Origin of the sequence: Tenacibaculum aiptasiae (genome assembly GCF_008806755.1) — a bacterium.
Classification (GTDB): Bacteria; Bacteroidota; Bacteroidia; order Flavobacteriales; family Flavobacteriaceae; genus Polaribacter; species Polaribacter aiptasiae.
On record NZ_WAAU01000029.1, the window covers coordinates 41,856 to 56,479 of the forward strand.

General features: G+C 28.9%; 17 protein-coding genes and 1 tRNA gene. 10 read left to right on the forward strand and 8 right to left on the reverse strand.

What is annotated here, in order from left to right; genetic code table 11:
- The first annotated feature begins 59 nt into the window (after positions 1–59).
- Entirely contained in the window at positions 60–425 is a 366-nt protein-coding gene (locus tag F7018_RS14585) for a MerR family transcriptional regulator (protein ID WP_150900835.1), read from the forward strand.
- 31 nt (positions 426–456) lie between these two features.
- Here F7018_RS14585 and F7018_RS14590 read toward each other — a convergent pair whose 3' ends face one another.
- The 5 genes from F7018_RS14590 to F7018_RS14610 form a co-directional block, all read right to left on the reverse strand.
- A complete protein-coding gene (locus F7018_RS14590; protein WP_150900836.1) occupies positions 457–663 on the reverse strand; it encodes a hypothetical protein in 207 nt (68 codons plus the stop codon).
- Between the two features lie 16 nt (positions 664–679).
- Positions 680–1,315: an MBL fold metallo-hydrolase gene (locus tag F7018_RS14595; protein ID WP_150900837.1), complete on the reverse strand. Its 636-nt coding sequence runs from the start codon at positions 1,313–1,315 to the stop codon at positions 680–682.
- Positions 1,316–1,386: 71 nt separating this feature from the next.
- Positions 1,387–1,857, reverse strand: coding sequence for a RidA family protein (locus F7018_RS14600; RefSeq protein WP_150900838.1), 471 nt, complete (start codon positions 1,855–1,857; stop codon positions 1,387–1,389).
- A gap of 35 nt (positions 1,858–1,892) precedes the next feature.
- A complete protein-coding gene (locus F7018_RS14605) occupies positions 1,893–2,321 on the reverse strand; it encodes a DUF1330 domain-containing protein (RefSeq protein WP_217701386.1) in 429 nt (142 codons plus the stop codon).
- Between the two features lie 90 nt (positions 2,322–2,411).
- Positions 2,412–3,299 carry a helix-turn-helix domain-containing protein gene (locus F7018_RS14610; RefSeq protein WP_150900839.1) on the reverse strand — a complete coding sequence of 296 codons (888 nt, stop codon included), beginning with the start codon at positions 3,297–3,299 and terminating at the stop codon, positions 2,412–2,414.
- 288 nt (positions 3,300–3,587) lie between these two features.
- On the opposite strand from F7018_RS14610, the gene F7018_RS14615 reads away from it, so the two are divergent.
- The 7 genes from F7018_RS14615 to F7018_RS18550 all read left to right on the forward strand — a co-directional run bounded on the left by F7018_RS14615 (position 3,588) and on the right by F7018_RS18550 (position 8,616).
- Positions 3,588–4,844 carry an alkaline phosphatase family protein gene (locus F7018_RS14615; protein WP_150900840.1) on the forward strand — a complete coding sequence of 419 codons (1,257 nt, stop codon included), beginning with the start codon at positions 3,588–3,590 and terminating at the stop codon, positions 4,842–4,844.
- The gene (locus tag F7018_RS14620; RefSeq protein ID WP_150900841.1) at positions 4,841–5,140 is read left to right on the forward strand and encodes a DUF6908 domain-containing protein; all 300 of its coding nucleotides are present in this window, start codon (positions 4,841–4,843) and stop codon (positions 5,138–5,140) included. The genes F7018_RS14615 and F7018_RS14620 overlap by 4 nt, the downstream gene beginning before the upstream one ends.
- Positions 5,141–5,394: 254 nt before the next feature.
- Entirely contained in the window at positions 5,395–6,816 is a 1,422-nt protein-coding gene (locus tag F7018_RS14625; protein WP_150900842.1) for a pyridoxal phosphate-dependent decarboxylase family protein, read from the forward strand.
- 2 nt (positions 6,817–6,818) lie between these two features.
- Positions 6,819–7,664: a methylated-DNA--[protein]-cysteine S-methyltransferase gene (locus tag F7018_RS14630; protein ID WP_150900843.1), complete on the forward strand. Its 846-nt coding sequence runs from the start codon at positions 6,819–6,821 to the stop codon at positions 7,662–7,664.
- The gene (locus F7018_RS14635; RefSeq protein WP_150900844.1) at positions 7,661–7,906 is read left to right on the forward strand and encodes an Ada metal-binding domain-containing protein; all 246 of its coding nucleotides are present in this window, start codon (positions 7,661–7,663) and stop codon (positions 7,904–7,906) included. Before F7018_RS14630 ends, F7018_RS14635 begins: the two co-directional genes overlap by 4 nt.
- Positions 7,885–8,454, forward strand: coding sequence for a DNA-3-methyladenine glycosylase I (locus tag F7018_RS14640; protein ID WP_150900845.1), 570 nt, complete (start codon positions 7,885–7,887; stop codon positions 8,452–8,454). The genes F7018_RS14635 and F7018_RS14640 overlap by 22 nt, the downstream gene beginning before the upstream one ends.
- A gap of 3 nt (positions 8,455–8,457) precedes the next feature.
- Positions 8,458–8,616: a hypothetical protein gene (locus F7018_RS18550; RefSeq protein ID WP_175578747.1), complete on the forward strand. Its 159-nt coding sequence runs from the start codon at positions 8,458–8,460 to the stop codon at positions 8,614–8,616.
- A 160-nt stretch (positions 8,617–8,776) separates the two neighbouring features.
- Here the strand turns inward: F7018_RS18550 and F7018_RS14650 are convergent.
- Positions 8,777–8,854: transfer RNA gene (locus tag F7018_RS14650), tRNA-Pro, on the reverse strand.
- 177 nt (positions 8,855–9,031) lie between these two features.
- Here F7018_RS14650 and trxB point away from each other — a divergent pair.
- On the forward strand, positions 9,032–9,970 hold the full coding sequence (gene trxB, locus F7018_RS14655; RefSeq protein ID WP_150900846.1) for a thioredoxin-disulfide reductase: 939 nt from the start codon (positions 9,032–9,034) through the stop codon (positions 9,968–9,970).
- A gap of 49 nt (positions 9,971–10,019) precedes the next feature.
- On the opposite strand, the gene F7018_RS14660 is transcribed toward trxB, so the two are convergent.
- The gene (locus F7018_RS14660; protein WP_150900847.1) at positions 10,020–12,113 is read right to left on the reverse strand and encodes a DUF2306 domain-containing protein; all 2,094 of its coding nucleotides are present in this window, start codon (positions 12,111–12,113) and stop codon (positions 10,020–10,022) included.
- A gap of 146 nt (positions 12,114–12,259) precedes the next feature.
- Positions 12,260–13,000, reverse strand: a complete 741-nt coding sequence (locus F7018_RS14665; protein WP_246175205.1) for a LytTR family DNA-binding domain-containing protein — start codon at positions 12,998–13,000, stop codon at positions 12,260–12,262.
- Between the two features lie 124 nt (positions 13,001–13,124).
- Between F7018_RS14665 and F7018_RS14670 the strand changes: the two genes are divergently transcribed.
- Complete coding sequence (locus F7018_RS14670; RefSeq protein WP_150900849.1) at positions 13,125–14,579, forward strand: serine hydrolase domain-containing protein; 1,455 nt, start codon at positions 13,125–13,127, stop codon at positions 14,577–14,579.
- Positions 14,580–14,624: the final 45 nt, after the last annotated feature.

A 14,624-nucleotide genomic window follows, 5' to 3' on the forward strand; every position in this document is an offset into this window, starting at 1 on the left:
ACAGTGGACTATGGTCTATAGTCAAATAAATCATGCCTTTTTAACATATTTTAACATTTATGAGAATTGGAGAAGTAGCAAAAATTACAGGAGTAACTAAGGATACTATAAGGTTGTATGAAAAAATGGGATTAATTAAAGAAGCATCAAGACCTTTTGAATATAACAACTATAAAGATTATAATACCGATCATGTAGAAACTATAAAAATGATTATAGTAATGAAAGAGCTCGGTTTAACATTAAAAGAATGTAAGGAAGTAATAGACTCTATAGAGTCTAATAAGTTTGATAAAGAATATCAAAAAGATTTTATCAAAAAGAAAATGAAAGAAATAGATGATAAAATATACCATCTATCTCAACTAAAGGAAACTTTAAAAGATTATTTGGATTACACCTGTTCTCATCATAAGGTAGTATAGGTTTTATTGATGATAAACATAGTAAAAGATTTTAAACTAAATCTTTACAGTAAAAACTGTTTGAATTCAAAAGTGTTTCTATTTCTGAAATCAAATTTTTATCAGCTTCAATCCTCAATATATTATCACAGTCTTCAAAATCAAAATCAATTTTTGTTATTTCTGTAAAATCAAATAAAATTTTTCTGATTTCATTTTCGTGCTTTTGTTTAATATCTGTTTTAAAAACTAAAACCATATTTAAATTTTTCTCATTAAGGAATTAAACCTAATGTATTGTCAATAATCTTGTGCCATTCACTTTGTGTAACTTCCATTGCTTTATTTCCAAATAACCCAACACCTACACTAGGCATAACAACATCTACCTTTAACTTTTTTAGCTCTAAAAGACTTTCTTTTAATTTAATGTAACTACCTCCATCATGTGGCATTACTAAAATATTCCAATGTCCGTTATCTAAATAAATTGTATCGCCAGTAAATAAATAGTTTTTGCCAAAAGGTGATTTATAGTACAAACAAATGTTATTGTTTGTATGACCAGGAGTGTAAATTATTTTAAGGCTTGAAGAAAGTTCACTCGTTTCTTTAAAGGCTACCATATTTTGAATTGTATATTTTAAATATGGAATAGCTTTTTTATGAGTGTATAATGTAGTTTCAAAATCGTTGAGGTTTTTAAACATAGCAGGCGTGAACTCATGATGATGGCTTATAAATTGATAATCCATTTCCCCAAGTTTTTTTATTTGTGAAACTTCATTTTCATTATCTGAATAATAAATAACAATGTTCGCTTCTGGAGTTTTGAGTACATAAGTTTTCATGCTCATTCCAAAATGACTGCCTTTTTCTGTTTGCCATAAGTCTTTGTATAACTGTTTCATGATGATTCGTTATAGTTTGTATTGTCTTTACTGAGAAAACCTTAATAGAAATTTTAGCTTTATTGTATACTTTACTTGGTTTTATAAGCTATTGCATCAACTTCAATAAGCATCCCGTCTAATGCTAATCTAGGAACAGGAATCAATGTACTTGTAGGATATTTATTTCCCCATACTTTTAACATCTCTTCTGTCCATATTTTTAAACGTTTGTTAGAGTGATCCTTAATTAGTACCGTTATTTTTACAACATCTTTAGTATTGACTTTATTAGCTTTTAAGCCATGGATTACATTTTGAAGTGTAAGTTTAACTTGAGTTCTAAAGTCTTTTGAAAACTCATGTAGTTCTTCATTTGTTCCTAATTGACCAGAAACAAATATATATTCACCATTTGCAGGAGCATTGATAGTTTGAGTGAAACCATATTGAGTGGGGTTATATAAAGATTTTGGATTTTTTCTCTTTAAGTTAGTTGTGTTTTGTTGAGCTACACATGAGGTAAAAATAAAGGTAGCTATTAGTAATGTTAGATGTTTCATTTTAATTATAGGTTGTTTTTTAGGTAATTGATATTTTAATTTTTCTTGTCTTCGACATAGCGTTCAATGTCAATAGGCAAAAAGCCTTCAGTAGCAAAAGTGAAATTAGGAGGGATAACATCTGTCCTTAAATGTTTAATTTTTTGATATTCTTCAGATTTCCAAAAGCCTAGTAAAGCTTCCATAGAAGGAAACTTAAAAACAGTAAAAGCTGCACCTTCATTCCATTTTCCCTCAAAAAGATGTTTTACTTGTTTTGAATGACCAGCAATTATCGTTTCTCCTCCTGCAGCTTCTAGTAAAGGGTGGGCAGCATGATAATAAGCGTCTAATGATTCATGCCCTTCTGGCATAAAAGAACTAGCTATAAGATATGCAGGTCGGTTGTTATTTGATGTAGTGTTTTTTTCTTGGTTACAAGAGAATAAAACCAAAGTTGTAATGATAGTTATAATTTTTCTCACCTTATTAATTTTAATTATTAGGCAAAATTATTACATCAAAAACCTGTATGGAGAGGCTTAAAAATGGTTTTTATGGTAAAAAATATGGTCTTATGGATTTCTGTACATTTTTGGAGTAAACCCAGTTTTATTTTTGAAGTACTTTACAAAATTCGAATTATCATCGAAACCCAAAGAGAAAGCTATCTCAGAAATTGATTTTGTAGATTGTTTTAATAGCGATTTAGCCTCCAGAATTAAATACTCGTCAATAATCTGTTTCGCAGTCTTATTAGTTGTCTTTTTTATACATTCTGACAAATATATAGGGCTTAAATTGAGCTGTTTAGCATAATATTTTATTGGTTGATGTTTGTACTTAGTTTGTTTGATTAAGTTTTCAAAATTGTATGTTATTTCTTGAGCTCTAGTTTTTAAATAACTTACTTTCTGACTAAATTGTAATTCTCTTTTTATTTTAAGTAAAAAGATGTTTAAATATGATTTTATAATCTCTAAACTATCTTCAGAGTCTGTTTTATACTCTTGGTCAAGGCTTTCTAAATAATTAAGAAATAGTGTTATTTGAGAATTACTGAGTTTATAACTCGATAAAGTGTAGTTGTTAAAGAAAGAAAAGTTTTCGTAAATATCAAATATGCTATATGCTAATGGTAAAAACTCAGGTTTAAAAAGTAGAATGTAGCTTGTAGATTCTTGTTGAATGTTTTTTAAATCCCAAGTAACTATTTGACCAGGGGATACAAACGAAATATTAAAATCTAAAGCGTTAGAAGTTTTATCGTTTATTGAAACTTGAGCGTCGTAACCAATAGAAAAAGAAATCTCAAAATATTCGTGTTTATAACTGAATGGTTCTGAGGAAATGTTAAAATCATAATCTTCAAATTTAGCAATATAAAACTCCTTGTTTTTTAATAATGGTATTTCTAATTCACTTAAGAAATCATTGATATTATTAAAATTTTTAATGCTCATTACTAAATTATTGTTGAGTACTATTAAAGCAAAGTTATAATTAAAAACCTTTAAATAATAAGTTTTTTACTTGTTTTATGGTTAAAAATAATGCTTAAATGAACTTTTAGGACAAAAAGAATAAATAATTATAAAGAAGAAATTTATATATTGTACCGGAAAGTAATAGATAAAAACTTCCCTTAAACTATTACTAAATTTATTAATCTTAGCAAGTATTCTAGCTAAATCTCCACTCAAAAAAATATTTGTTTAATACAAATTATAAAAACAGTTAAAGTTTTAATTATGAGAAGAGATGTTTTGTTACTAGTATTTTTTCTATTTCATTCAATAGTTAATGCGAATAGAATATATAAAGACTCTATTGTTAAAAAAGTGGTATTTGTTATTGTTGATGGAATTTCAACAGATCAACTTAAATCGTCAAAAACCCCATATTTAGATAGTATTAGTTTACAAGGGAGTTATACCGATGCTTATGTTGGAGGAGCTAAAGGGACTTATTCAGAAACACCTACTATTTCAGCTGTTGGTTATAATAGTCTTCTTACAGGAACTTGGGCTAATAAACATAATGTATGGGGAAACAGCATTAAATTACCTAATTATAATTACCCAACTATTTTTAAACTTTTTAAAGACAAAAGACCAAAAGGAACAATAGGAGTGTTTTCTTCTTGGTTGGATAATAGAACTAAGTTAGTTGGGGATGGTTTAAAAGCTACAAATTTTATAAAAGTAGATTATGCTTTTGACGGTTTAGAAAATGACACTATAAATTTTCCACATGATAAGAGAAGGAACTTTATGAAACTCATAGACTATACTGTGGCTGATTATGCTGCAAAGACAATTGTAGAAAAAGGACCAGATATTTCATGGGTGTATCTTGAGTTTTCTGATGATATAGGACATCGTTATGGTGATAGTAAACGATTTGAAGCTGCTGTGAGTTTTGAAGATAAGTTAGTAGGAAAGATATGGAATGCTATAAAAAAACGAGAGCAATTGAATAATGAAGAGTGGTTATTAATTGTAACAACCGATCATGGGAGAAATAAAAAAGAAGGCAAATCTCATGGATGGCAAAGTGATAGGGAAAGAAGTACATGGATTGTAATGAATACTAAAAAGACAAACTTTTATTTTAAGAATTATACACCAGCTATAGTAGATATTTTTCCTACGATAGCAGATTTTTTGAACTTAGAAATTCCCATTAATACTAGAAGAGAGCTTGATGGAGTATCGTTGATAAACCCAGTAGATGTAATTAATTTAAAAGCTAAAAAAGAAAAAGATAGTTTTCTTATAACATGGAAAAGTCTAGTTAAGAAAGGAGAGGCTAAATTATATTTTAGTACATATAACAAAGCAAAATATGGAGAGATAGATAAATATGAATATATAACATCAGTTTCATTGGAAGAAGAACAGGTTAGGATTCCTATAAAAAGAATTCCAAATGGTTTTGGTAAAATCGTTTTAGAAACCTCTAATACGATTTTAAATACTTGGTTAGTAAAACTAAAAAAACCTTGAAAATCATAAAATTAACAAGGTTTTTGATAAAGGAGGTAGGATTACTATCTGTATGTTTACAATGTTTAAAATCAGTTATTTATAACTTCTTAGTTTTTCAAGGTAACCGAATAGGTAACTATTCTTTTGCTCATTACGGAAAACTGAATGGTGATTTAATGGCTGACCCCGAAATGTGTTTTTTACTTATTCAAAATAAATCGGATAATGTAATTTTCCCTTATAGTTATAAAAATGATTATATGGGGTTTAATACAGTCATATATCGTTTGCTAACATGTGGCTTAGAAATATAAAAGAAGCAAAAAAGAATTCCTTTCGTACGCTAAAATTCTTTAAATAACTATATTATTAATTAAGAGTAATTAGGCAAAATGATTTACTCATATCTTAAAATTGATGAGTTAAAATAAGTATAAAAATTAAGCTCTATATTAATCTAAAAAGTTAATATCTCTTTATAAATTATGTTTCCGTAAAACCGCAAGAAACGGGTTTTTCAATGATTAAAGATTTCAGAGTTTTGTTAAAATAATAAACGATACAGAAAATGAATTTTGATTTTGACTATAAAGAGCGAAAAGAAATATTAAATACTGTTTTAGATAAAGTAGAGCATTTTTACGCTAACACCAAAGATTACAATACTACGCCTGAATTAAATGTACAAGAAATACGGAATTTAGTAGAAACTCCAAATTTAGTTTCAGGAAATAATCCAAAAAATGCTATAGAACATATCATTAATGGTCTTGAAAATTATTCGGTTCATACACCACATCCAAACTATTTTGGTTTATTCAATCCCCGTGCGAATTTTGCTGGAATTATCGCAGACTTTATAACTGCTTCATATAATCCTCAATTAGCAGCTTGGAGTCATGCTCCTTTTGCTGTTGAAGTAGAAGCACACGTAATAAGAGAATTTATTGAAAAATTCGGGTTCGATAAAAATAATGCTGATGGTGTTTTTACTACAGGTGGAGCCGAAGCAAATTTAACTGCTGTTTTATGTGCGTTAAACAATAAGTATCCAGATTTTGCTAAAAATGGTGTGTTTGGTTTAGATAAAAAACCAATTATTTTTTGTTCTCAAGAAGCACATCATTCTGTACAAAAGGCAGCAAAAATTGTAGGATTAGGATATGATTTTGTGAAAACTATTCCTACTAATAAAGATTTAAAAATCGACACTCAATTATTAGAGAATGAAATCATAAATCTTAATACGTCAACACATAGTCCATTAATGGTTATTGGTACAGCAGGAACAACTGGGACGGGAACAATTGATGATTTAGAAAGTATATCTAAAATTTGCAAAACACATAACATATGGTTTCACGTTGATGCAGCCTATGGTGGAGCTGCGGTTTTAAGTTCAAAACTAAAACACAACTTAAATGGTATTTCTGTTTCAGATTCTATAACTTTTGATGCACATAAATGGATGTCTGTACCTATGGGGACAAGTATATTTTTGACTTCTACCTCAGAAATCCTCAATAAAACATTTAGAATAACAACAGAATATATGCCTAAAGAAGCTAGTGAATTGGAAATTATTGAACCTTTCTCACATTCTATTCAATGGTCAAGACGGTTTATTGGGTTAAAAGTGTATTTATCTTTATTATTTTATGGTTGGAATGGTTATGAAAAAACAATCAATCATCAAGCTAATATAGGCGAGTATCTAAGGAGAAAACTGATAGAAAACAACTGGATTATTAAGAATAATACCGAATTACCAGTAATATGTTTTACAGATGAACAATTGGAATCGGATTTGAATTTCACCAAAACCATTTTAGATAATATCTTAGCTAGAGGAAAATCTTGGTTATCGGTTTATCCCATAAAAAACATTCCAACATTTAGAGCTTGTATTACGAATTACAATACAACTAAAACTGAAATTGATGAGTTAATTGAAGAATTAAATAAAGAACGAGAAGCATATCAACAGTAACCATGTCAGATAATAAAAACACATATCATTATAATAAAATAGCAGAAGCTATTGAATATTTAGATGAGCATTTTAAAAAACAACCTTCTTTAGATGATATTGCCGAACATATACATTTAAGTCCTCATCATTTTCAACGGTTATTTAAAGATTGGGTAGGTGTTTCACCCAAAAAGTATATTCAATATTTAAGTTTAAATTATGCCAAAAAGAAGCTTAAAAAAGATGGAAATACATTGTTTGATACTGCATTAGAAACAGGGCTTTCAGGTACCAGTCGTTTACACGATTTATTTATAAACATAGAAGGAATGACACCAGGAGAATATAAAAACGGAGGGAAAACTTTAAATATAAACTATAGTTATGCAGAAACTCAGTTTGGTGATATTTTGGTTGCCACTACTAAAAAAGGCATATGTCATATTGCTTTTGTGGATAATAAAGAAGAAGCTCTACAAATTTTAATAAACAACTTTCCAAATGCAAATTACGAACAAAAGGTAGACAAAATTCAACAGGAGATATTGAAGGTTTTCTTAAATAATTGGGATGAACTTAGTGAAATAAAATTACATCTAAAAGGTACAGATTTTCAATTAAAAGTTTGGGAAGCTCTATTAACTATTCCGAAAGGGAAATTAGCAACCTATGGAGAAATTGCAAAAAAAATTGCCAAACCAAATGCACAACGAGCGGTAGGCACAGCAATTGGAAGTAATCCTATTGCTTATTTAATTCCTTGTCATAGAGTCATTCAATCTTCTGGTAAAACAGGCGGTTATCGTTGGAATCCAATCAGAAAGAAAGCTATTTTAGGTTGGGAAGCTGCAAAAACATCTGTATGATTAAACACTCAGACATCAATAAAAAAGAGCTGTTTCTCAAAATTAAAAATGAAGAAATTACTCTTGGAGGAAATAGACGATTGAAAATATACGGTACACTTCAATGTAAATCAGGCAAACGTATGAAAATTCAAAACCGAATGTTTTTTAAAACCGAAAAAGAAGCTAAAGAAAATGATTTTAGACCCTGTGGTCATTGTATGACTGATAAATATAAATTATGGAAAGCACAACAGAATTAAAAAGGTGCAAATGGTGTAGTAACGATCTTGTTTATCAAGATTATCACGATAACGAATGGGGAGTTCCAAAATATGATGATAGAACCTTATTCGAAATGTTAATTTTGGAAGGTGCTCAAGCAGGTTTATCGTGGATTACTATTTTAAAAAGAAGAGAAAATTACAGGAAAGCATTCGATAATTTTGATGTTCAAAAAGTAGCCAAATATTCTGAAAAAGATATTGACAGACTAGTAAATGATAAAGGAATTATACGCAATAAATTAAAAATAAACTCTGCTATTAAAAATGCAAAAGTGTTTATTGAAATTCAAAAAGAATTTGGTTCTTTTAGTAAATATATTTGGAGTAAAATAAATGATACTCCCATAATTAATCATTACAAAGATGCAACAGTATTACCGGTTACGTCTTCTTTAGCAGAACAGATTTCTAAAGAATTAAAAAAGAAAGGAATGAGTTTCGTTGGACCAATAATTGTATACTCCTATATGCAATCTATTGGAATGATTAACGACCACACTTTAGATTGTTTTTTAAGAAAATAAAAGATGGAATTATTTCAAAAACAAATAGATTCAACAAAAAACTGGTTACCTTATGATGGCACTGTACATTACTGGGGTAAAATATTTAATCAAAATAGAATACCAAAAGAGTTTAAGATTATCATAACTTTCCCATTATTAGTTAATACTTGTATAGATTAAATCGAAAAGGTAACCGAATAGGTCACTTTTGTTATGATATTATATAGTTTCATTTAAAAATAAAAAATACTTAATCGTTATAGAAACCTCTAATACTATTTTAAATACTTGGTTAGTAAAACTAAAAAAACCTTGAAAATCATAAGATTAACAAGGTTTTTGGTCGGGGCGGCAGGATTCGAACCTGCGACCTCCGCGTCCCAAACGCGGCGCGATAACCGGGCTACGCTACGCCCCGAATGATTATCGGGTTGCAAATGTATAAAAAATTCTTTGTTTACAAACAAAAAAAGTAAAAAAAAATAAATCTTTGTAAGATAGGCGTAATCTATCGTCTAATAGCGAAAATATATTTTAAAAAAACTTGATATATTTTAAAAAAAATTACTTTTGTAATCATAAAATTTTTTAGAAGATGGCAGAAAAAATAAAATGTTTAATCATTGGGTCTGGGCCAGCAGGATATACTGCAGCAATATATGCAGCAAGAGCTGATATGAAACCAGTTATGTACACAGGAATGCAAATGGGAGGACAGTTAACTACAACTACTGAAGTTGATAACTTTCCTGGATATCCAAATGGAACTGATGGTACTGCAATGATGAATGATTTAAAAAATCAAGCAGAGCGTTTTGGAACTGACGTACGTTTTGGATTAGCTACTAAAGTGGAGTTTTCTAAAGAAGAAGGAGGAATTCATAAAGTAACTGTAGATGATTCAACAGATTTAGAAGCAGAAACAGTTATTATCTCTACTGGAGCTACTGCAAAATATTTGGGACTAGAAAGCGAGCAACGTTTAATTGGTGGTGGAGTTTCTGCTTGCGCTACTTGTGATGGTTTCTTTTATAAAGGACAAGATGTTGTAGTTGTTGGAGCTGGAGATACAGCTGCAGAAGAGGCTACATACTTAGCTAACATATGTAATAAAGTTACAATGTTAGTACGTAAAGATTATATGCGTGCTTCTAAAGCAATGCAACACCGTGTAAATAAAACAGAAAACATTACTGTAATGTATAATACTGAAATTGATGAGGTATTAGGAGATAATGTTGTTGAAGGTGTACGTGCAGTAAACAACCAAACTGGTGATAAAGTTGATATTCCAGTAACTGGAGTATTCATTGCAATTGGACATAAACCTAATACAGAATTATTTAAAGATGTATTAGATATGGACGAAACAGGATATTTAATAACGAAAGGTAAATCGACTAAAACAAATTTACCAGGAGTATTTGCAGCAGGAGATGTACAAGATAAAGAATATCGTCAAGCGGTAACAGCAGCAGGTACAGGATGTATGGCGGCTTTAGATGCTGAGCGTTATTTAGGAGCTTTAGAATAAAGTTCGGTTTTATATAAAATAAAAAGCTTCCCAATTTGGGAAGCTTTTTTTATGGTTTTAATTGTTCAATCATTTTTTTGGCTTCAGGATTATCTGAATTTAATTTCAATGATTCTTCAAAAGCTTTCAGAGCTTCTTCATTCTTATTTAACTTTACCAAACTATTACCATAGTAATTATAAATTCGATGCGTATAATATCCATGGTTTGGATATAATTTTAAATTGAGTTCAAAAAACTTTATAGCATCAGAATAGTTTCCTTTGTCAGCTAATGATTGTCCATATTCATTAATCAAACGTTCAGAAATTGCATATTTTGAGTCTGTATTATATACGCTTTTTATAAATTCGATAATTTCATCAGCAGATTTTTCTGGAGAGAGTTCAGCAATCATTTTTCTATTCAACATAAGTTTTCTTATAATCCACCAATAACGCCAAGAAGGGGTTTTAGTTCTCTCAGAAAGTTTAGTGTGTGTTAGGTAATCTAGTTTCGTTTTATGAGCTATTACCACATTCTTCTTAGGTATAACTGTAATAAATTGCCCTGATTCATCCCATGAAGTATAAGCATTTTCAAAATCTGGATTATCATAAAAACGCTCAAAAAGCCACCAAGAATATCCATAAGATTGTTGCATTGGACTTGAAATATCTCTCCGAACTCTACTCGTTACTGAATCTCTTGAAATAAATGTTGATGTAATTTTAGTAACCCATTTTTTAGAAAAAATTTGTTTTTCATTCCATTTCCCTTTTTGAAGTAAAAGTTGTCCTATTTTGGCCATATCACGCGTAGAAATATGAACTTGATAAGATGTAAACATCGATTTTTTTAAGTCTCTAGTTTGATTTTGGTTTTTGATATGCCAATCTTCAAAACCTAGAGGAATTGCTAATTGGTTTTCAACTTCTCTGTGAAAGTGGTTTTTAGATTTATTTTCAAGAATATAGCTAGCAACATTGTAATCCCAATTATTTACCATAAAATAATCACCAGGTTTTACCATACCTCTTTTTCTAACTCTGGGAAAAGTATAAAAGTATCGTTGATTTTTAGGATATATAACTCCCGATGAAGAGGTAAGTAAGTTTTCAATACTTGCTTGCTTTTCAATAGGTAATAATCCGTTATATTCAGTAACATTATTAGTTCCAATGGTTTCGTGTAAATTGATTGTGTTATTCTCTACATATTTTCCAAAAAGTAAGCTTACAATACCGTTTCTAGAATCTTTAATATCACTAATTTCAGAAACATCTCCGTATTCATATACTATCTTACCGTTTTCGAGCACCATCATACTCGTTGTTTCAGATTCGTTTTTTAAATAGTTATCTATTTCATTAAATTTTTCTGTAGTAAAATACGAGTCTTGATCAATAGTTTTCTTTTCTAAAGCAATTCCTTTAAAAGAAGGTTTGTTATAAAACCAAGTTTGGATACTAGTGTATGATAATATTACCATAACAACAGCAATTGCAGCGCTTCCTTTTAAAATGGTTTCAATTTTATATTTTTTGTAGTAATAAAGCACAGTATCTTTTTTATGGACAATCAAATAAGCAACAAAAATATTAGGTATCCAACTTAACCATACGGAAATTCCATAAGCAAGGTCAAAGTTTCTAGTTGTTGAAATTAACAATGGTAACCAGAATCGTAAAGTAACAGCAGCAAATGTTCCTGCATAGCTATAGGTCATATATTCTTTATGTGCTTCAATATTTCCTTTTCTTATAGTTTTATACCCCATGTAGGTTGCAACTATCCATATAAGAGCACCAAATGTGAATCCTATTTCTGTAGGTAATCCACCTCTGGCAAAAAAGCCAATATAAAATCCAACAGGTCCAGCAATGAAAATCGAGCCTACATAAATTTTACCAATTATTCTATGAAGCTTTATATATTTTTTTCTAATCTTTTCAGAAAATTGTATCCATCCAATCAGTAAAGCAATTCCTCCAAAAGTGATATGAACAAAAAATGAAATTTTATAAATTATACTGTTTAGTACTTCCTGAGGTTTCATTGCTAGTAAGTCTATAGGACCATCAGCTAAAAAATATTTTAAGGGTCTTGTAATACCAATAAATAAACAAAGGCATATAAAAATAAGCCACAATAATCTCTTCATTTTGATTGAATTTTAAGTTTTGATATTCCCAAAATAGAATCAAAAAATGTGTATTTAGTTATAAAAATTAGATAAGGTATAAAACCTGTTTTTTTTGGTTAAAATAAAGGCATGTGGTACGAAAATGTACTTTTTAGGTACGAATTTTATAGACTCAAAAGATTGTTTTTATAGCTTTTTGAAACAGGTAGTTCTATTTGTGTTACAAAAATAGCATTGGCGTCTTTCCAAGATTTAAAGTGTGTTGGATTGATTAAATGAGAACGATGAATTTGAATTAAGAAGTCAAAATCTGTTTGAATTTTTTTCAATGTACTTCTAATTAATTTCGTTTTTAATTCTTCATTTTCTAGATAAAAAATTTCTACATAATTCTGAGAGTTTGAAACACAAACTAATTCTGATTCTTTAATTTTTAGAAAATCTAATTTATTAGTTCCTTTAATAACGATTTCCTTTGTTCCCTCTTTAGGAATTAGCTTTAATACATACTTTCTTGCGATAATAATAATCGGCGTAATAATTAGAATAATATTGATGCTTATTTTTAAAAAAAAGTCGGGAAAGTAGTAAATCCCTTTAATTATGGGGCTTCTATAAAATGTGTATGTAATTATAGTATACAAAGTATACATGATAAGGTACATGTAAACTTCATAAGATAACGACCATTTTTGTTCTTTACTAAATAGTTTTTTTTGAAGAATGCTTATTATAAAATAACTTATAAATAGGGCTAGACTAAATCCTGTACTTACTTTTAGCCATATTTTTAAATCCATATAACCATGCTCAAAGGGTCTAGCAAAAATGCTAAACAGAAAGCCCCAAATAGTTAAAACTATGGCTATAATAGTATGATGTTCTACAGATGGATTTAATTTCATCAGATTGTTTTGGTAAAATTCAAAAATACATTTTCTCAGGAATTTAAAAACTGTAATGAGCTATTTTGTTGTAACGTTTTTATGAAAGGAAAGTATATCTGTTTAATCAATTAAAAATCTTACTATGATTAAATTACGATTTCAAAGAATAAAACAAGCATTGATATTTAGCTTTTGCTTATTGGCAATATTCACAGTTTATAGTCAAAGCAATCATTTAGCTCAAAAAAGAGAAATAGCCATAGATAATTATATAAATGAGGTAACTAAAAAGTATGGAATTACAGGAACAGCAGTTGCAATACTTAAAGATGGGAAAGTTATTTATAAAAAGTACCAAGGAAAGTCTAATTTAGAATATAATATTCCTATTTCTGAACAGTCGTTGTTTAGAATGCATTCACTCTCTAAAATTTTTGTTTCAGTAGGTATATTTCAATTAATAGAGAAGAATAAAATCTCCTTAGAAGATAAGATTTCAAAATATTTAGAAGACTTACCACAAAGTTGGAAGCATATAAAAATTAAACATCTTTTATCGCATTCATCAGGTTTGCCAGATGTAATTGAATTAGAAAGTAATAGCGATGAAAAAGCTATTGCAGAAATTATTTATAAAAAAGAAAAAAGATTCAAACCTGGAGATAAAGCGGATTATAACCAAACAAACTTTTGGTTGTTAAATAGAATCATAAGAAAGATTTCTAAAAGAGATTTCAAGGAATTTATTTTAAAAGACCAATTTGATAGCAATGATAAAGAAGCTAGATTTTCAAATATTCAAGAAATTATTCCACATCGAATATCAGAATATAAGCCTAATAAGAAAGGACAACTTAAAAATTTTTATTTCAAAGTTCCCGAGTATTTGTATGGAGCAGCTGGATTACACATAACATTAAATAAGTTTATTGAATGGGATAAAAAGTTGAATGATGAAAGTTTATTAAAGATTAGTAGTAAGAAGAAAATGTTAGCACCCTTTATATATAAAAAAGGCAAAGGTTTTACAGAAGGAGGTTGGGATTTACAAAGCTTGAATGGTTTTTCAACTTACGGATTCAATGGAGGCGGCTTGGTAAATTATAGAAGAATTCCAAGCAAAAACTTGTCCATAATTTGGTTAACTAACGGTTATAGTATTCCTTATCCAATAGAACGAGTGACTAATGCTATTGCTGGATTGATAGATGAAAATTTAAAAGATGTAACTCCATTAGTTTTTAAATCGCTTAAAAAGAGTTTTTTATTAAAAAAAGAACAGTTAGCCTTAAGTGATTTTAGCAAAGTTAAAAAGCAGTATCCTTTTATTAATTATGAAAGTGTATTAAATAGTTTAGGATATCAATTCATGAAGGAAAAGAAAATAAATAAAGCGATTTATGTTTTCAAGTTAAATACGAAAGAATATTCTAATTCAGCTAATACATTTGATAGTCTAGCGGAGGCTTATTTCATAAATAAAGAAAATAACAAGGCAAAAAAGAATTATGAAAAAGCTATTGCTTTGGGGGGAACAAGAGGAAATGCTAAAAAGATGTTGCAAAAAATTAATGAAATAAAAAGAAGTAATTTGTAACGTTTTTAAAAAACAACAGTATATCTGTTTATAAAAATCAACTAA